The organism is Sorangium sp. So ce394, assembly GCF_051474665.1.
Taxonomy (GTDB): Bacteria; Myxococcota_A; Polyangia; order Polyangiales; family Polyangiaceae; genus Sorangium; species Sorangium cellulosum_D.
Map to the genome: position 1 here is coordinate 1,455,900 of NZ_CP150339.1, position 17,377 is coordinate 1,473,276.

The window sequence follows — 17,377 nt, forward strand, 5'->3', positions numbered from 1 at the left end:
CGGTTCGATCGGATCGCAGCGCTCCAAGACGACGCCCGACGCGGGCAGCATCGCCGGCGGCAGCCGGGCAGCCATCGATGGGGCGCCTGCCGGGCCGCGTCAGGCGTCGCGCGACTGCCGGGCGGGCGCGGAGGCCGGCCGCGACGCCTGCTGCTCGGCCGCGGCCTGCTGCTCGGCCGCGGCCTCCGCGAGCTGCTCGCGCAGCCACGCGTGCGCCGGGTCGTCCGTGAGCCTGGGGTGCCAGACGGCCGAGAGCGTGAAGCCCGGGAGAGCGAGCGGCGGCCGCGCGACGACGAGCTTCAGCGCAGGGGCGATGTCCCGCGCGACCGCGCCGGCCAGGACGCCGATGAGGTCGGTGCCCGACAGCAGGTGAGGCGCCATCAGGAAGTGCGGCAGCGTGACGTGGACGTCGCGCTCGAGCTGCTGGGCGGCGAGCGCGCGATCGACCACCCCGACGCGCCCGCCGTGCGGTGAGACGAGCAGGTGCGGCCGCGCGAGGAACGACCGCAGCGTGCGCGGCGCGGGAGGCTGGCAGACGAGGGCGAAGTCGTCGCGCAGGAGCGGCCGGGACTCGAGCCCGGCCAGCCCGGGCCCCTCCACCGCGAGGCCGACGTGGACCTCGCCCGCGTCGAGCGCCCGGGCGGCGTCGCGCGTCTCGAACGCCAGCACCGCGAGCCGGGCCCTCGGCGCGCGCGCCCGGAGCCGCCGGACGAGCCGCGGCAGCAGCACGTACGCGGCGTAGTCGTTCATGCCCACCCGCAGCTCGTCGCAGAGCGCCGCGGGGTCGAACGCCGGACGGCGGGCGAGCGCCGCCCGCAGGCGATCCAGGGCCGGGCGCACGTCGCGCCGGAGCTGCTCCCCGCGGGGGGTCAGGAAGAGCGCGCGGCCGCGCCGGACGAGCAGGCGATCGCCGAGCAGCGCGCGGAGCCGGCCGAGGGCATTGCTCGTCGCGGGCTGGCTCAGGCCCACGCGCTTGCCGGCGGCGGTCACGCTGCGCTCCTCGAGCAGCGCCTCCAGGACGACGAGCAGATTGAGGTCGAGCGCGGAGAGATTCACGACGTGAATGCATAGCATCCGGTGCATCCATTGGACGGGCGGACCGCGCGCCGGCACGCTGGGGCCTGTTCAACGCGGAGGGACAGCACGGATGAGAGCTGCATTGTTGAGGCCGGGCCCGGGCGCGGGCGGCGCTGTGATCGGCGAGCGGGAGCTCGGCCCCGTTCCACGCGGGCACGTGCGCGTGCGCGTGGCGTTCGCCGGGGTAAACCACATCGATCTGCTCCTCGCCGACGGGAAGCTCCCCCTGGCGCCGATGCCCGTGGGGCTCGGCCTCGAGCTCGCGGGGACGGTCGAGGCGCTGGGCGAGGGCGCGCGCGGGCCGGCGGTGGGCGCGCGCGTCGTCGCGATGGGCACGCCGCACACCGGCGCGTTCGCCGAGCTCGCCGACGTCGAGGCGCGCCGCGCCGCGCTCGTGCCCGACGGTGTGCCGCTCGACCGCGCCGCCGCGTCGATCGTCAACTACGCGACGGCGTGGGTGCTCCTGCGCGAGCGCGCCCGGATCGCCCCCGGCGAGACGGTGCTCGTGCACGGCGGGGCCGGCGGCGTCGGGACCGCCGCTCTGCAGCTGGCGCGGCACCTCGGCGCGCGCGCGGTGGCGCTCGTCGGCGACGCCTCCAAGGTGGATCATGCGACGCGCAACGGCGCCGCCGCTGTGATCGTCCACGGCCGCGAGGACGTCGCGGCGCGGGCGCGCGCGCTGACCGACGGGCGCGGCGTCGACGCAGCGCTCAACGCGACCGGCGGCGCGACGCTCGCGCGCGACCTCGGCTTGCTCGCCCCCTTCGGCCGCCTCGTGTCCTTCGGCTTCCTCGAAGGGCCGCCAGGCGTCGAGCTCGGCGCCGCGCTCGCGGACGGCTTCGGACGCAGCGTATCGCTCGCCATGAGCGACCTGTTCACGGTGGCCAATGAGGCGCCGGAGCGGTTCTCGAGCACGATGGACGAGGTGCTCGCGCTCGTCGAACGCGGAGCGCTCGATCCGGTCGTTCACGCGACATGGCCGCTCGAGCGCGTCGCCGACGCGCTCGATGCGCTGCGGGCGCGCGCGGTTCAGGGGAAGATCCTGCTGCGCTGCGCTGCCTGAGGACGCGGCGACGGAGGCGCCACCAGGCGCTTGTGGGGGCCCCAGGCTCTGCCCTAGACTGCGTGGATCGCCGGCCGCGAACCTCGTGCCGGCCGCCGCTCGTCGGCGTCGGCGAGCCGTTCAAGGAGGACCTGAGTCATGGCGGAGCGACAAGCAGCAGAGATGCCCTCCGAGGGGCCGGACGCCACAGCGCCGGTGTCCGACGCGCGCCCGCGGGCGCAGGACGGCACGGAGCACGTATCGGGCACGCTCTTTCGCGGCGCGGACGGCGACCTGTACTTCATCCCGGATCACCGGCTCCCGCTCTTCCGCGTCTTCGACACGTCGAGGGCCCGCGTCGAGCCGCTGCTCGGCGAGGAGCCGAGCCAGCCGTCGGCGGACATCTCGCACGCTCGGCTCGAGGCGGTTTATGCCACCATCGAGATCCACGACCCCAAGAACGCGGACGGCTCGCGCGCCGCGATGGACGGCATCATCGCCGCGACGGTGCTCCCCGAGACGGATTGACAGGCTCGTCCGGCCTGCCGCGAGGGGCGCCTCGCCGGGCCTACTCCAGGTCCAGGGACGAGCAAGCTTCCGTCCCGTTGAGGTGGCCCACGTTGGCCATGCGCATGTCCATCCACGTGGCGAGGTCGAGCGCCCATTCGCTTGAATAAGCGCCGTCAGCCCGCGCGAGTGCCGAGAGCGGTACGTTCATCAGCTCTTCCCGGGTCACCTCGCCGTCGGCGTTTCCATGGACCGGATGGTTGTCCGCTCCGGCGATCGGGTCGAATCGCACCTGGGCCGCCGCTTCGTCCATGCGATCGAAGAACAGGTGGTCGCCGCGGATCACGAGGTCGGCCCGCTCGGTCGCGCCGGAGCGCACGCGGATCGTCGGACCCGAGCCCTCATCCGCGTTCCAGAGCAATCCACCGCTGCAGAAATCCTGGAAGAGGAAGCTCCATCGGAACACCTTGGTCACCGCCCCCTTGGTCGCCTTGCCCTCCACGTACGCGCCGGTCGTCAGCGACTCGACGAGGGCCAGATCCTCGTCGGTCACCCCAGGACCTAGCCACTCCTCGGGGTCGTAGTACTCGCGCGGCGGGAGGGGCCCGACATGGTAGGTGAAGCCGCACTCCCCGGTGGCGAGGACCCTGGCGACCTCGTGCTTCCCCGCCACCCGCGCGTCGACGAGCGTGGGCGTGTCCGCGATGGCGGTGACGGCGCACGCGGAGGACTCGTGGGTGGTCACGTACCGCGCCGCGAGCAGGAATTTCGAAAACTCGATGCTCCAGCCGTCGGAGCTCTGCACGCCGCCGACGACGTCGGCCGCGCCCGAGATCGTGTAGACGAGCTCGCCGGGCTCGGGCCTCGTCTCGCTCGGCAGGCAAGCGCCCAGGGCGAGGAGCGCGGCGGTCGAGAGGAGCGAAGCACGGGAGCTCATCGTTTCCCTCCTGGGCTCAGAACCCGCCCTCCACACCGATGCTCGGAATCGTGACAGGGCCGATCGCTTCTCCACCGATCACCTCCTTGTGCGCGGTCACGTTCATCCCTTCGAGGACCGCCGAGATCCAGCCGCGCTCGCCGATGGACCAGCGCCTCTCAATGCGCGCGTCGAGCCGGTAGAAGGGAGGATCGCGGTCGATCGTCGCTTGCTCGCCCGAGCCGTCGCGCTCCTCGGCGGCGAGCGAGGCGCCCGGGCTGCCCGTGTAGAACAGGAACCTCGCTCCGGCGCGCCAGTTCCGGTCGAGCTGGTAGGTCAGCGCGAGGTTGGCGACGTGGGTCCGGTCGAACGGGGCGGGGGACCGCGAGCGCCCGGCGGCCTGGGTCGAGCGCGACAGCGTGTACGAGGCGAACCCGCCGAGCTTCCGGGTGAGGCGGCGCCTCGCGTAGAGCTCGATTCCGTAGCTCGACCCGAGGGTCCGGGGCACGTCCGCGAGGTCGTCGAAGTCGTCCGTCCACCCGTGCGCCACGGCGCCCAGCGCGTCCGTCATGTCGAAGAACGCGTTGTAGAACGCGGTCGCGCCGGCGGTGACCCCCTCGGGGAGATCCGCCTCGACGCCGGCGCTCCCCTGAGCGCTCTTCTGGAGCCCACCGCGCAGGCCCGCCACCTGAACCCCGGGGAGCGGCGCCACGGTCGAGGGGGGCTGATGCGCGACGCCGAACGCGTTCACGAGGCGCAGCCTCTTCGTCACGTCGAGCCGGGACGCGAGCCGGCCATCCACGCCGACGGCCGTCGCGCCGCCGGAGGCGAACAGGTCCGCGCGCACGCCGGCGGTCAGCTCGAACCGGGGCGCGAGCCTGAGGACCACGTCGGCGTGGGCGCCCAGCGCCCCGTCGTCGCGCGAGCCGAACTGCTGCTCGAGCCGCTTGGAGCCCCCGCGGCTGACGGTATAACCGACGATGTCGGTGACGTAAGAGTCGATGGACCCGTCCACGCCCACGCGGACATCGGCGTCGGGGTGGACGCGATAGATGACGTCGGCCCGGGTCGCGACCATGCGATCTCGCGCGGTGCGATTGCCGTCCAGCGCCGTCCGATCGAACCCGAGGAGCGCGCCGAGCCGCAGCTCGCCGTTCTGAAACCGATGTCGGTACCTGAGGTCGAGGCGGTAGAACTCGACGCCGAACAGGACCGAGAGCCCGTCGTCCCGCTCCTCCCCGAGGAGATCGTACGATCCGAAGCTGAAGACGGTGAGGCGATCGTCCGGCGTGACGTCGTAGGTCAGGCGAGCCTGGTAGTCGCGGTAGTCTATCACCGCGTCCGGCGCGATCAGCGACGCGACCGCCGCGGTGTACGAGTACCGGCCGCCGAGCAGGACGGTCCCGCGCCCTTCCGCGAACGGCGCCTCCACCATCGCGCCCGCGTCGAACAGGCGGATGTTCCCCTCGCCGTGGAGCTCGGGCCGCGGCTCCGCGGTCTCGGCCGCCACGATGCCGCCGACATAGCGCCCGTACCGGGCGGGGTAGCCTCCGGGGTAGAGGTCGACGCGCTCGACGAGCGCCGGATGGACGACCGACGGCCCGGCGGCGAAGTGGTACAGGAGCGGGACGCGGACGCCGTCGAGGAGATATCCGACGTTCGCCGGCGGCGCCCCGCGAACATAGAAGTACGGAAGCCCGGAGATGGCGGGGATCACCCCGGGGAGGATCTCGACGGCGCGAAAGGCGTCCCCGAACGCGCCGGGCAGCTGCCGGACCTCGCCGCGCGCGATGGACTGGGTGGCGGGCGGGAGCTGCTCGCCGCGAACGACGACCTCGATCGGCGCCGGGCTAGCGTCCCGGTCTGCCGGGCGGTCGTGACGTGGCGCGGCGCCCGGCGCCGGGGCGGGCGCCGCGTCCGGCGGCGGCGCGGCGGCCTCGCGGGGCGCCGTGAAGTCCACCCGCATCCGGATCTTCGCCGCCACGGCGACGCCGTTCCGGGTCGCAGGCTCGAAGCGGTAGGCGAGGGCGGCGCGGACGGCGGCGCTGGAGAACGGCTCGTGCTGCTCGACCGGCGCTGCCTCGCGAACAGATCCCTTTGCATCGACGGTCACGGTGAGGACGACGGCGGCGTCGCCCGTCGCCCCCGGCGGATACGGCGCTTCGGGGGCGGACAGGAGGCGTGGGGGGACCACCGAGCTCTGCGCCTCGGAGGGCGTCGCCGCGGCCTCGCGCGACCCCTGGGGGCCGGCGGCCGGCTGAGCGCCGGCGAGCGCCGGCAGGAGCCACCCCGCCATGCCGAGGAGCCATGGCAGCATCGAGCCCGCCCTGCAATTCGTTCGCGAGGCGAGGGGAGGGCCGAGCCGCGCCCGCGGCCCAGGAGCGCGCCCTTGTGTCGCGGCCGGCGCGCGATCCGCGATCTGCGGCCGATGTGTGCCCGGGTAGCGCAGCCTCATCGATGAGCCTATTCCGCGTCACACCCGGGGCCCTTTAACCATGCCTGACGAATTCTCGCGCTCGGCCCCGCGGAGCGGGCGCCATGCCCGCAGCGCGCCGCCGCTTCTATCGCTGCCGGCCGAACGGCGCGGCCGCATCCGCCCGCCCAGCACGAAAACGACGCGCCCGGTGCGGTTCGCGCGGAGGGAGGCCCATCGCCGCGCCGCGACGTCACCGGGCGAGCGCGATGGCGAACGGCGCGAGCCCTCGCCGCCGCAGCACCGAGGGGACGAGCAAGGCGGCCGCCTCGGGCCCGCGGGCGGTCGCGATGTCCCCGAGATCCTCGATCCAGTCCGCCGGCCATCCCAGATCGCCGAGGAGCCGCGCGACCACCGCCTTCGCGCTCTCGTCGTTGCCGGAGAGGAACGCGGTCGGGCGGACGCCGAGGCTCGTGGGATCCGCCATGACGGTGAACAGCATCGTGTTCAGCGTCTTGACCACCGCCGCCTCCGGCAGCGCCGCCTGGAGGCGCTCGGCGACGCTGCCGTTCGGGTAAAGCAGGCTGCCGGGCAGGCCGTCCTCGGCGCGCAGCGTCGCATTGGACACGTCGATCAAGATCTTCCCCTTCAGCGCGTCGCGGAGGGCGCCGAGCCGCTCGACGCTCGTGTCTCCGGGGGTGGCGTTGACGACGATCGCGGCCCTCCGCGCGGCCTCCGCGGGATCGCCGAACGCGACGCGCGCCCCCGAAAAGCTCGCCTCCGCGCGCGCGGGGTCCCTGGTGCCGACGGTGACGGCGTGCCCGGCGCTCGCGAGCTTGCCCGCCAGGGCCCTTCCGACCCGGCCCGATCCGAGGATTCCGATGTTTTCTGAGACGCGTTCCATATTGAAGACCTCTCTCCTCAGCCAACGGTGGACAGGACGGCGACCGCGCCGGCGTGAAGCCCCGGCGCTGCGGCCAGGCAGTTTTCGCTGGTCAGGCGCCACGGATTCCCGCGGGTGTCCGTGACCGCGCCCCCGGCCTCCGCGACGAGCAGCGCGCCCGCGACGAGCCCGGAGAGGACCTGGCTGTATTGCCAGAAGACGTCCATCCGGCCGGCGGCGACCTCCACGAGCTGGAGGGTGGCCGGGACCGAGACGCGCAGCACCAGCGCGCTTCCGAGCATCGCGGCGACCGACTGGCCGATCCGCCGGTGCGTCTCCGGGTCCTCGCCCGGCATGGCCTGGCCCGTCCCGACGAAGGCGGCGTCGAGCGCCGTCTTCGCCGAGGTCCGGAGCCTCCTCGCCCCGAGGGTCGCGCCGGCGCCCTTCCGGGCGGTGTACGTCTCGCCGCGGAGGGGCAGGTGCACCGCCGTCAGGACCGGCTCGTTGTCGCGGACGAGCGTCGCCGTGACGCACCAGTCCGTCATCCCGTGAACGTGGTTGATGTTCCCCTCGACGGCATCGGTGACCCACCACTCGCCGGGCGGGAGCGGCCCGCGCTCGAGCTCGTCCTCGACCCACCCGGCGCCCGGGCGAGCGCGCGTGAGCGGCTCGCGGAGCGCGTCGAGCGACACCGCGTCGTTGTCGGCGAGGGCGGCGAAGACCTCCTCGCGGCTCCCGAGGCGCGGCGCCGTCGAGAAGCGGGCGACGAGCCGCTCTCCTGCCGTGGAGAGCGCCGCGACGACCGCGGGCAGCAAGGCCTCGTCGTCCGCGCGGGCGGCGCTCTGGTCCCGTCGCATGGAATGGTCGGTCATCGGCTCCGAATGGGTCGACATGATTCCTCCTGGGCGTGCGGCTCGCGCGTCCTCGCGAGCTCCAGCGCGGAGGAGTAAACCCTGGACGCGGTATGTCGTCCAATGCATCCTTGCTATACGAAGGATTACCCAGATGCATGTGGACATGAACCTGTTGACGGCGCTGGACGCGCTGCTCGAGGAGCGGAGCGTCAGCGCCGCCGCGGCCCGATTGCACCTCTCGCAGCCCGCGATGAGCCGAACGCTGGGGCGCATCCGGGACGCCACGGGGGACCCGATCCTCGTGCGCACCGGGCGGACGATGACGCTGACGCCCCGCGCGCTGGCCTTGCGTCAGGAGGTCCACGCACTGGTCCAGCGGGCGCACGCGGTGTTCGCGCCGGAGCGGGCGCTCGACCTCGAGAAGCTCGAGCGGACCTTCACCGTCCGCTGCCACGACGCGCTCACGACGGCGCTCGGTACGCGGCTGCTCTTCGCGGTGCAGGACCAGGCCCCTGACGTGAAGCTCCGGCTCCTCGGGGAGCCCGCGGGGGATACCGACGAGCTGCGTCACGGGCGCGTCGATCTCGAGATCGGCGCGACGGAGCCCGCCCTCCCGGAGATCCGCGGGGAGTCGATCGGCGAGGATCGCGTCGTCGTGGCCGTTCGCCAGGGTCATCCGCTCGCGCGCGGCCGGCTCACCGCCAGGCGCTACGCGGAGGCGCTCCACGTCACGGTGTCGCGGCGCGGCCGCCTGCGCGATCGGATCGACGACGCGCTGGAGTCCCAGGGGCTCCGGCGGCGCGTCGTCGCGGCGGCCCCCACGACCGCGGCCGCCGCCCATTTCGCCCGCGAGAGCGACCTCGTTGTCGCGCTGCCGGCGCGGGTCTGCGGTCCGATGTTGCGGGCGCTCCACCTCAGCGCCCTGCCGCTGCCGCTCGACGTGCCGGAGGTCCGGATCGTCCAGCTGTGGCACCAGCGCTTCGAGAGCGACAAGGCGCACGCGTGGCTGCGCGGGCTCACGCGCGAGATCGTTCAGGCCATCTGCCGTGGAGAGGCATAGTTCCGCCCGCCAGAAGTTCGGCCAGGGATCCGGAACGAGAGTTCAACGCAAAGGCGCAAAGGCGCAAAGACGCAAAAAAGATTTGTAGTTTTGCGTCTTTGCGTCTTTGCGTTTATTCCTCTATCGCTCGTGAGGCAGAACCCTGGCGGGAGTTCTGATCCGCGGAACTGGACCAGGGCGGCGTCCTGGAGCGATCTCCGCTGGTTTTCCCTGGATCCTCACGCGCCCTCTTCCGGCGGCGGAGGCCGCTCGCCCGCGGCGACCTGGAGCTCGCGGACGATCGAGAGCAGGGCCGGACAGCAGAAGCGCTCCACCACCGACCCGTCGGTGGCGAGCTCGAACGTCGGCGGCCCGCCGTGCATCGGACAGGCCACGTCGGCGTACCTCGACTCGAGGTCCTTCAGGACGCTGTCGTCGACCTCGCGAACCTCGACGTCGGCGGTCGTGGTCGCTCCCTCGTTCACGTCGTTCGCCATGCGGCGCACGCTAGCACGAAGGACGCCGCGCCCGGCGCGTGGCCCCGCAACCGCATGGAGGCCCGGGGGAACGCGACGCCCGAGATCAAGGCACAAAATAGCAGCGCCGCCGGGCGCCTCGGGGGGTAGCGGAGGCCGCCGGCGGAGCTGGCCGGCGGATAAGCATCCTCCGTACCAGGCCCATCCCCCCGGAATCCCCCGCATTTTCTGTCGGGGACGTCGACCCGGCGGTTTCGATCCTGCGAGGGCGGCGTTGCAGCGTTGCAGGATCGCGCGGCGCCCGCCGACGGGCCGATTCTCTTCCGCGGCGGGCGCGGCGGGGGCTAGCTTCGACGGCATGAACCGCCTGCGCCCGATCCCCGCCATCACCCTGGCGCTGCCGCTGCTCGCGGCGTGCAGCGCGCCCGCGCCGAGGCCGCCGGACGAGCCGGCCGCGCCCGCCGCCGCGGCCTCGCCGCCGGCCCTCGCGCCTGCCGCGCCCGCGGCAGGCGGAGCTCGCCTGCCGTACCCGGAGACCCCGAAGCGGCCCGTCACGAACGAGTACCACGGCACCAAGGTCGTCGACCCGTATCAATGGCTCGAGGACTCGAGCTCTCCCGAGGTCCAGCGCTGGATCGAGGACCAGAACCGGCTCACGCGCGGCACCCTCGACGCGCTGCCCACGCGCGGCGCCGTCCGGGCGCGCGTCGAGGCGATCCTGTCGGCGACCTCCACCAACTACTACGCGGTCGACGACGCCGGCGGGCAACTCTTCGCCCTCAAGGACCAGCCGCCGAAGCAGCAGCCCTTCCTCGTGGTCATGAAATCCGCGAACGATCCCGGCTCCGAGCGGATCGTCGTCGATCCGGAGGTCGTCGACCCGAAGGGGCACACGACCATCGACTGGTTCGTCCCCTCGCGCGACGGCAAGAAGGTCGCGGTCTCCCTGTCCCAGGGCGGCAGCGAGAACGGCACCGTGCGCGTCTACGACGTCGCGACCGGCAAGGAGACGGGCGACATCGTCCCTTACGCGAGCAGCGGCACGGCGGGCGGCAGCCTCGCCTGGAGCGGCGATGGCAAGGGGTTCTACTTCACCCGCCACCCGCACGCCGGCGAGCGCCCGCAGGAGGACATGGGGTTTTATCAGCAGATCTACTTCCACAAGCTCGGCGCGCCGGAGAAGGAAGACAAGTACTCGCTCGGCAAGGACTTCCCCCGCATCGCCGAGGTGGAGCTCACGACGAGCGACAGCGGCAAGCTCGTGCTCGCCAGCGTGCAGAACGGCGACGGCGGCGAGTACTGGCATTACCTCCTCGACGCCACGGGCAAATGGACCCGCTTCGCCGACCTCCCCGACAAGATCATCCACGCCGAGTTCGGCGCCGACGACCGGCTCTACCTCCTCTCGCGCAAGGACGCGCCGCGCGGCAAGGTGGTGCGCCTCGCGCCGGGCAAGCTCGATCTCGCGAAGGCGGAGCTCGTCGTGCCCGAGAGCGAGGCGGTGATCCAGGATTTCTTGCCCACGAAGGGCCGGCTCTACGTCCGGGATCTGCTCGGCGGCCCGTCCCAGGTCCGCGTCTTCGACCTCAAGGGCAAGGCGCTCGGCACCGTGCCGATCCCGCCGGTGTCCTCGGTTCGGCAGCTCGTGCGCGCGGACGGCGACGACATGCTCTTCCGCGGGGTCAGCTACACCGAGCCGGCGGCCTGGTTCGCGGTCGCGGCCAAGGACGGCAAGGTGACGAAGACGCCGCTCGCGATGACGTCCCCGGTGTCCTACGCCGACGTGGAGGTCGTCCGCGAGGCGTGCACCTCGAAGGACGGGACGAAGGTGCCCATCAACATCCTGCGCCGCAAGGACACGGCCCTCGACGGGAGCGCGCCCGCGCTGCTCACCGGATACGGCGGGTACGGGATGAGCATCGCTCCCGGGTTCAACCCGCTCTGGCGGCTGTGGTTCGACCAGGGAGGGGTGTTCGCGGTCGCCAACCTGCGGGGCGGCGGCGAGTTCGGCGAGGCGTGGCACCACGGCGGCAACCTGACGAAGAAGCAGAACGTCTTCGACGACTTCGCGGCCTGCGCCAAGCACCTCGTCGACGGCCGCATGACGCGCCCGGACCGGCTCGCGATCATGGGCGGCTCGAACGGCGGCCTGCTGATGGGAGCGCAGCTCACGCAGCACCCGGAGATGGTCAAGGCGGTGATCTCGCACGTCGGCATCTACGACATGCTCCGGGTCGAGCTCACGCCGAACGGGGCGTTCAACGTGACCGAGTTCGGCACGGTGAAGGACCCGGAGCAGTTCAAGGCGCTCTATGCCTACTCGCCGTACCACCACGTGAAGGACGGGACCGCATACCCGGCCACGCTGCTGCTGACGGGCGCGAACGACGCGCGGGTGGACCCGTTCCACTCGAGGAAGATGGCGGCGCGGCTGCAAGCGGCCACGTCGAGCCCGGCGCCCATCCTGCTCAGGGCGAGCGGCTCGACGGGCCACGGCATCGGGACGCCGCTCGGGGAGAAGATCGAGGAGCAAACGGACGTGTTCGCGTTCCTCTTCAAGCACCTCGGGCTCGAGGCGCCGCCGGCGAACGAGAAGCTCCGGTGATGGAGCGGCCGCGGCCGCCCCCCGCTCGGGGTGCGGCCGCGGCCCGGTCACGGCGCGCCTCGGTCGAGGCGCCTCGATTCACGAGATCTCGTCTACCAGGTGCTGAAGTACGCCCACGACTGGTTGCCGGCGGACGCCTGGAAGCAGTAGCCGCCGTTGCGCTTCGCGGGCAGCGAGATGTTGCCGCCGTTGCAGGTCACGGCCGTGCCGTTGACCGAGAACGTGCGGCCGCTCGCGAAGTTGCCGCAATTGGCGCCGGTCAGGTTCGCCGTGGTCTCGAAGCAGCGCGCGCCGGTGCCGAGGTTGCCCGAGTTGTAGCTCGGGCCCGCGAACGCGGTGGGGCTCGTGCACAGGTTGCTGCACGGCGCCGTCCCGGTGCTGGGCTGGCACACCCCGGCCACGCAGTTCTGGCTCGTGCAGTCCGCGTTGGTGCTGCACGTATCGCCGTTCGCGCAGTCGGCCGCGCACGTGCCGCCGCAGTCCACGTCCGTCTCGGTGCCGTTCTGCACGCCGTCGGTGCAGGTCGGCGCGGTGCCGCCGTTGATCACGCTCACCCCGAGGGACTGGAGCCACGACGTCACCGGGTAGCGCGCCGACGTGTCGAGCCGCGTGTGCCAGTTGGTCTGCGAGGGCGCCGGGCCAGGCCAGCCGGACGGGAACGTGTAATAGGCGTTGACGCCGACGACCACGAGGCTCGTCGAGCTCTGGCGATAGAGCGGGCCGCCCGAGTCGCCGGGGCACAGGCTGGCGTAGCTGGTGCTGCTGGCGTATCCCGGCGTGAGCACGTACGCCGCCGCGACGTCGATGATGTCCTGGCCCGAGACGTAGGAGCCGGGGTGATTCAGGATCGAGGAGGCCGACGCGGTGAGCTCCTGGAGCTTGAAGAGGCCGCCGCCCGAGCCGCTCGGGTCCTCGCAGCCGTAGCCGGTCGCCACGACGGGATCCCCGACGGCGACCGGCGCCCCGTCCACCACGGCGGCCGGGATCGTCGGCGAGAGCTCGTTGACGACGACGAGCGCGAGGTCGGGCGTGTGCCCCGGGTTGAGGACGTTGACCGCGCAATCGGTCGCTCCGCCCGCCAGCGCGGCGGCGCAGTCCGCGAGCCACTGCGGGTGGATGTACGTCTGCTCGATCGTCAGCTCGACGTAGGGCCAGATCGGGGGCGTGTTGGTGGCGCTGACCCAGTAGGAGCCGCCCGGCCCGTAGCTCGGGGACACGGCGGCGTTGTACTCGTCATCCACGCAGTGAGCGGCGGTGAGGAAGTGGCGCGGCCCGACCTTCGCCGCGGTGCACCCCGGGCCGAGGACCGTCGACGGATACTCCGATTCGAGCGCCGGTCGCCCCCCGATCAGCGCGTCATCCGCCGCGCCGATCTCCTCGGAGGGCTCGACGTAGCCCTCCACGCTGCAGGCGACCAAGGACAATGAGAGCAAAGCATATACAGGTGCGCGCACTGGTTGCTTCTCCTGTCGCCCCGATGGTCTCGAGCTCCCACGCCCGGTCGCCCGCCTCGCGCTCCGTGCCCGCGGGCCGGCGCCCTCCGTCGGCCGCGCTCGCGCTCGACGCGGCGCGCACGCGCCGTGTCTCGCTCTCCGAGGTGCGAACGTCAGTGGAGGGCGCGTCCCGTGGTGATCCCACGTCGAGCGCAAGGGCAGGCGCGGCCGTCCAGCGGGACCGCCTGCGCGAGGTCTCGTCGTATCGGCGCGACGGCGATGTCTATGTCATTGGAAAGAATCTTTCCAATGAGAACGCAGCATGGACGTCATGCACCGCATGCATGAGCTCGCCGGGTCGCCACGGCGTCGTCTCACCAGAAAGGGTCCCAGGCGAGCCGCCGGAGCGCCTCGCAGAAGGCATCGAGATCGCCCGCCTCGGCGAGCACCTCCCCGACCGGCATGAGGAACATGTTGGCGTGGTCGGGGAAGAACCCTCGACCCGCGGCGAGCTGCCGGCGCCCGAACTCCGTGAGCGCGTCGTGATCGAGCACGAGCCGGCGTAGCCGCCACCGCCCGTCCTCGCAGGTGACGCCGACCTGGAGCGTGGGCCCCCCGATGCGGATCGGGAGCCGGTCGCGGGCGTCCGGGGCGCGGAGCATGGCGATGAGCCGATCGCGGCCCGTGGGCGGAAGAGGCGCCATGCCGCCGAGACTCCCTGCGCGCCGGCGGCGCGTCAAGCCGGCGCCGCTGCCCGCGCCCGGGTCGGCCCGGGTCGGGCGGCGCGCGCCGCTCCCTCTTGGCCGTTGACTCTGAACCGATTAAGTGCTCTCCTCGCGGGCGCTCCCCGTTGCAACCCCGACCGCGCAAGGGGTAGCCTGCCCGGGCTCGCGCGACCCGCGCGACAGGGTGTGAATCTTCAGACGGAGAGGGGGTCACCGTGAGGTCACGCACGATCGAGGCCGTAGCCGCATTTGCCCTGTTCTCCCTCGGAGCCGCCGCGTGTGGCAAGAGCGGGGGCGACGCGCCGTCGTCGTCGCCCTCGCCGTCAGGGTCGGCCGCCGCGGCTTCGCCGGGGTCCGGGCCGGTGACGCTGTCGTACTGGGCGAGCAACCAGGGGCCCAGTATCGAGGACGACAAGAAGGTGCTGCAACCCGAGCTCGACAAGTTCGAGAAGCAGACCGGGATCAAGGTCAAGCTCGAGGTCATCCCCTGGCCGGACCTGCTCAACCGGATCCTCGGCGCCACCACGAGCGGCAAGGGGCCCGACGTCCTCAACATCGGCAACTCGTGGTCTGCGTCGCTCCAGGCGACCGGCGCGTTCCTGCCGTTCGACGACGCCGCGCTCGCCAAGGTCGGCGGCAAGGACCGGTTCATCCCGGCGAGCATGTCCGCCACCGGCGCGCCCGGCCAGCCGCCCGCCTCGGTGCCGCTCTACGGCCTCGCTTACGGGCTCTTCTACAACAAGAAGATGTTCGCCGACGGCGGCGTCGAGAAGCCGCCCGCCACGTGGGCCGAGCTCGTCGCGGTCGCCAAGAAGCTGACCGACGCGAAGAGCGGCCGTTACGGCCTCGCCATCATGGGCGCGAGCTACTCCGAGAACGCCCACTTCGCGTTCATGTTCGGCCGCCAGCAGGGCGCCACGATCTTCGAGGGCAAGCAGGCGCGCTTCGACGACCCGGAGCTCGTCGCCGGCGTCAAGCAGTACATCGACCTGCTCAGCGTCCACAAGGTCGTGAACCCGAGCAACGCCGAGTACGTGAACGACACGCAGATCCTCAAGGACTTCGCCGCCGGCAAGGCGGCGATGCTCATGATCCAGAGCTACGCCGCCACGGCGATCGAGCAGAACGGCCTCGCGCGCGACGCCTACGGCGTGGCGCCGATCCCGCTGCCCGACCCGCTGCCCGCGAACGGCAAGCGGGTGAACAGCCACGTGGCCGGCATCAACATCGCCGTCTTCGAGGACAGCAAGCACAAGGACGCCGCGCTCAAGCTCGTCGCGTTCATGACGAGCCCCGAGGAGCAGCGGATCCTGAACGCCGCCTTCAACTCGCTGCCGGTCGTGACCGAGGCCTACTCCGATGAGCGGTTCAAGACCGCGAACATCCAGGTGTTCCAGAAGGTGCTCGCCGAGACGGCGGAGTCGATGCCGATGATGGAGGAGACGACGCAGTTCGAGACGCTGGTGGGCACGGCCATGAAGGATCTCCTGGCCGAGGCCGCCTCCGGCAAGGCGGTGGACGAGGCCGCGATCCGCGCCAAGCTGACCAAGGCCAACCAGCAGATGGTGAGCGGCAAGTAATGCGGGAGGGCGGCGCGGGAGGCGCCGGGGGAGAGGCGCCCGCCGGGGCGGCCCCGGCGGCGCACGGCGCCGCGGGGCCGCGGGCGGGCTCGCGCTGGCCGCGGGCGTTCCCGTACGTGCTCCTCTTGCCCGCGCTCGCCGCCGAGCTCGCCGTGCACATCGTCCCGATGTTCGTCGGGGCGTGGATGAGCTTCCTCCAGCTCACGCAGCGCTACATCCGCAACTGGGGCAAGGCGCCGTTCGCGGGGCTCGCCAACTACCGCATCGCGGTCGACTTCGGCTCTCCGATCGGCGTCGAGCTCCTGCGGTCCTTCGCGATCACGGTCGCCGTCAGCGTCCTCGTGGTCAGCGGCTCGTGGCTCCTCGGCACGGCCGCCGCGGTCGCGCTGCAGAAGCCGTTCCGCGGCCGCTCGGCGCTGCGGACGCTGTTCCTCATCCCGTTCGCGATGCCGATCTTCACCGGCGTCATCACGTGGAGCTTCATGCTCCAGCGCGACACGGGCATCGTGAACACGGTGCTCGTCGACCAGCTCGGCCTCGTCCAGGATCGCCCGTTCTGGCTGCTCGGTGGCAACAGCTTCCTCAGCCTGGTGGTGGTGGCGATCTGGCGGACGTGGCCGTTCGCCTTCCTCACGGTGACGGCGGGCCTCCAGGCCATCCCGTCGGACCTCTACGAGGCGGCCAGCGTCGACGGCGCCGGCCCGTGGACGCGCTTCCGGTCGATCACGCTCCCGATGCTCCGGCCGGTCAACCAGGTGCTCTTGCTCGTCCTGTTCCTGTGGAGCTTCAACGACTTCACGACGCCTTACACGCTCTTCGGGCGGGCGGCGCCGCCGGAGGCCGACGTGATCGCCATCCACATCTACCAGGCGTCGTTCATCACCTGGAATTTCGGGCTGGGCTCGGCGATGTCCGTGCTCCTCGTGGGCTTTCTGCTCGTCGTCACGACAGGCTATCTCTTGATCACCGGCAGGAGCGCTCGCCATGCGTGAGGCTGCGTGGGTCGCCTGGCTGCGGCGCGCCGTGCTCGCGGCGCTCGCGGTCTTCACGGTCGTCCCGCTCTATGTGATGCTGATCTCGGCGATCAAGCCGCTGCGCGACGTCCAGGGGCCCTTCACCTGGGTGCCGACGGAGGTCACGCTCCAGCCGTTCGTCGACATGTGGCGGACGGTGCCGCTCGCGCGCTACTTCGTGAACAGCGCCGTCGTCGCGGCGGCCGCGACGGTGTTCTCGGTGGCGCTGGCGATCCTCGCCGGGTATGCGGTGAGCCGGTACCGCTTCCGGGGCCGGCGCGCGTTCCTCACCACCGTGCTGTCGACGCAGATGTTCCCCGGGATCCTCTTTTTGCTCCCGCTCTTCCTCCTCTTCGTCACGATCGAGCGGTCCACCGGGCTCGCGCTGCACGGGACGCGGCTCGGCCTCATCCTCACGTACCTGACGTTCTCGCTGCCGTTCTCCATCTGGCTCATCGCCGGGTATTTCGACACCATCCCGCGCGAGCTCGACGAGGCCGCGCTCGTGGACGGCGCCGGGCCGCTCACCGCGCTGCTCCGGGTCGTGCTCCCGGCGGCCAAGCCGGGCGTGGTCGCGGTCGCGATCTACGCCTTCATGACCGCGTGGGGAGAGGTCCTGTTCGCCTCCGTGCTCACCGACGACGACGGCCGCACCCTGGCCGTGGGGCTGCAAGGGTATGCGACGCAGTCGAACATCTACTGGAACCAGGTGATGGCCGCCTCGGTGGTCGTCAGCGTGCCCGTGGTGGCCGGGTTCCTCCTGCTCCAGCGCTACCTCGTCCAGGGGCTCACCGCGGGCGCCGTGAAGACGTGA

The 17,377-nt window shown here is 72.0% G+C and carries 15 protein-coding genes; 7 read left to right on the top strand and 8 right to left on the bottom strand.

What is annotated here, in order from left to right:
• Positions 1-99: 99 nt before the first annotated feature.
• A complete protein-coding gene (locus tag WMF33_RS05365; RefSeq protein ID WP_437336124.1) occupies positions 100-1,056 on the bottom strand; it encodes a LysR family transcriptional regulator in 957 nt (318 codons plus the stop codon).
• Positions 1,057-1,147: 91 nt separating this feature from the next.
• Here WMF33_RS05365 and WMF33_RS05370 point away from each other — a divergent pair, with 91 nt between their 5' ends.
• Both WMF33_RS05370 and WMF33_RS05375 read left to right on the top strand, forming a co-directional pair.
• Positions 1,148-2,140: a quinone oxidoreductase family protein gene (locus WMF33_RS05370; RefSeq protein ID WP_437336125.1), complete on the top strand. Its 993-nt coding sequence runs from the start codon at positions 1,148-1,150 to the stop codon at positions 2,138-2,140.
• Between the two features lie 138 nt (positions 2,141-2,278).
• The gene (locus WMF33_RS05375) at positions 2,279-2,647 is read left to right on the top strand and encodes a hypothetical protein (RefSeq protein ID WP_437336126.1); all 369 of its coding nucleotides are present in this window, start codon (positions 2,279-2,281) and stop codon (positions 2,645-2,647) included.
• 40 nt (positions 2,648-2,687) lie between these two features.
• On the opposite strand, the gene WMF33_RS05380 is transcribed toward WMF33_RS05375, so the two are convergent.
• From WMF33_RS05380 to WMF33_RS05395, 4 genes are all read right to left on the bottom strand, one after another.
• The gene (locus tag WMF33_RS05380; RefSeq protein WP_437336127.1) at positions 2,688-3,563 is read right to left on the bottom strand and encodes a hypothetical protein; all 876 of its coding nucleotides are present in this window, start codon (positions 3,561-3,563) and stop codon (positions 2,688-2,690) included.
• Positions 3,564-3,579: 16 nt separating this feature from the next.
• Positions 3,580-5,859 (bottom strand): TonB family protein, encoded by a 2,280-nt coding sequence (locus WMF33_RS05385; RefSeq protein ID WP_437336128.1) that lies wholly within the window; start codon positions 5,857-5,859, stop codon positions 3,580-3,582.
• Between the two features lie 349 nt (positions 5,860-6,208).
• Positions 6,209-6,859 carry an NADPH-dependent F420 reductase gene (locus WMF33_RS05390; RefSeq protein WP_437336129.1) on the bottom strand — a complete coding sequence of 217 codons (651 nt, stop codon included), beginning with the start codon at positions 6,857-6,859 and terminating at the stop codon, positions 6,209-6,211.
• Between the two features lie 17 nt (positions 6,860-6,876).
• A complete protein-coding gene (locus WMF33_RS05395) occupies positions 6,877-7,731 on the bottom strand; it encodes an inositol monophosphatase family protein (RefSeq protein WP_437336130.1) in 855 nt (284 codons plus the stop codon).
• Positions 7,732-7,843: 112 nt separating this feature from the next.
• Between WMF33_RS05395 and WMF33_RS05400 the strand changes: the two genes are divergently transcribed.
• Positions 7,844-8,752, top strand: coding sequence for a LysR family transcriptional regulator (locus tag WMF33_RS05400; protein ID WP_437336131.1), 909 nt, complete (start codon positions 7,844-7,846; stop codon positions 8,750-8,752).
• Between the two features lie 218 nt (positions 8,753-8,970).
• On the opposite strand, the gene WMF33_RS05405 is transcribed toward WMF33_RS05400, so the two are convergent.
• Positions 8,971-9,228, bottom strand: a complete 258-nt coding sequence (locus WMF33_RS05405) for a hypothetical protein (RefSeq protein ID WP_437336132.1) — start codon at positions 9,226-9,228, stop codon at positions 8,971-8,973.
• 337 nt (positions 9,229-9,565) lie between these two features.
• Here WMF33_RS05405 and WMF33_RS05410 point away from each other — a divergent pair, with 337 nt between their 5' ends.
• Positions 9,566-11,812, top strand: a complete 2,247-nt coding sequence (locus tag WMF33_RS05410) for a prolyl oligopeptidase family serine peptidase (RefSeq protein ID WP_437336133.1) — start codon at positions 9,566-9,568, stop codon at positions 11,810-11,812.
• A 92-nt stretch (positions 11,813-11,904) separates the two neighbouring features.
• On the opposite strand, the gene WMF33_RS05415 is transcribed toward WMF33_RS05410, so the two are convergent.
• Positions 11,905-13,236, bottom strand: coding sequence for a trypsin-like serine protease (locus WMF33_RS05415; protein WP_437336134.1), 1,332 nt, complete (start codon positions 13,234-13,236; stop codon positions 11,905-11,907).
• A 383-nt stretch (positions 13,237-13,619) separates the two neighbouring features.
• Positions 13,620-13,949, bottom strand: a complete 330-nt coding sequence (locus WMF33_RS05420) for a hypothetical protein (protein WP_437336135.1) — start codon at positions 13,947-13,949, stop codon at positions 13,620-13,622.
• Positions 13,950-14,185: 236 nt separating this feature from the next.
• Between WMF33_RS05420 and WMF33_RS05425 the strand changes: the two genes are divergently transcribed.
• The 3 genes from WMF33_RS05425 to WMF33_RS05435 are packed head-to-tail and all read left to right on the top strand — an operon-like array spanning position 14,186 to position 17,377.
• On the top strand, positions 14,186-15,550 hold the full coding sequence (locus WMF33_RS05425; protein WP_061629719.1) for an ABC transporter substrate-binding protein: 1,365 nt from the start codon (positions 14,186-14,188) through the stop codon (positions 15,548-15,550).
• The gene (locus tag WMF33_RS05430) at positions 15,550-16,542 is read left to right on the top strand and encodes a carbohydrate ABC transporter permease (protein WP_437336136.1); all 993 of its coding nucleotides are present in this window, start codon (positions 15,550-15,552) and stop codon (positions 16,540-16,542) included. Before WMF33_RS05425 ends, WMF33_RS05430 begins: the two co-directional genes overlap by 1 nt.
• Positions 16,535-17,377, top strand: coding sequence for a carbohydrate ABC transporter permease (locus tag WMF33_RS05435; protein WP_061629721.1), 843 nt, complete (start codon positions 16,535-16,537; stop codon positions 17,375-17,377). The genes WMF33_RS05430 and WMF33_RS05435 overlap by 8 nt, the downstream gene beginning before the upstream one ends.

Bases quoted from the DNA above. Each gene is read 5' to 3' on its own strand.
- WMF33_RS05410 (WP_437336133.1), top strand. From the start codon at position 9,566: ATGAACCGCCTGCGCCCGATCCCCGCCATCACCCTGGCGCTGCCGCTG.
- WMF33_RS05390 (WP_437336129.1), bottom strand. From the start codon at position 6,859: ATGGAACGCGTCTCAGAAAACATCGGAATCCTCGGATCGGGCCGGGTC.
- WMF33_RS05430 (WP_437336136.1), top strand. From the start codon at position 15,550: ATGCGGGAGGGCGGCGCGGGAGGCGCCGGGGGAGAGGCGCCCGCCGGG.
- WMF33_RS05395 (WP_437336130.1), bottom strand. From the start codon at position 7,731: ATGTCGACCCATTCGGAGCCGATGACCGACCATTCCATGCGACGGGAC.
- WMF33_RS05380 (WP_437336127.1), bottom strand. From the start codon at position 3,563: ATGAGCTCCCGTGCTTCGCTCCTCTCGACCGCCGCGCTCCTCGCCCTG.
- WMF33_RS05400 (WP_437336131.1), top strand. From the start codon at position 7,844: ATGCATGTGGACATGAACCTGTTGACGGCGCTGGACGCGCTGCTCGAG.
- WMF33_RS05370 (WP_437336125.1), top strand. From the start codon at position 1,148: ATGAGAGCTGCATTGTTGAGGCCGGGCCCGGGCGCGGGCGGCGCTGTG.
- WMF33_RS05385 (WP_437336128.1), bottom strand. From the start codon at position 5,859: ATGCTGCCATGGCTCCTCGGCATGGCGGGGTGGCTCCTGCCGGCGCTC.
- WMF33_RS05405 (WP_437336132.1), bottom strand. From the start codon at position 9,228: ATGGCGAACGACGTGAACGAGGGAGCGACCACGACCGCCGACGTCGAG.
- WMF33_RS05420 (WP_437336135.1), bottom strand. From the start codon at position 13,949: ATGGCGCCTCTTCCGCCCACGGGCCGCGATCGGCTCATCGCCATGCTC.
- WMF33_RS05435 (WP_061629721.1), top strand. From the start codon at position 16,535: ATGCGTGAGGCTGCGTGGGTCGCCTGGCTGCGGCGCGCCGTGCTCGCG.
- WMF33_RS05375 (WP_437336126.1), top strand. From the start codon at position 2,279: ATGGCGGAGCGACAAGCAGCAGAGATGCCCTCCGAGGGGCCGGACGCC.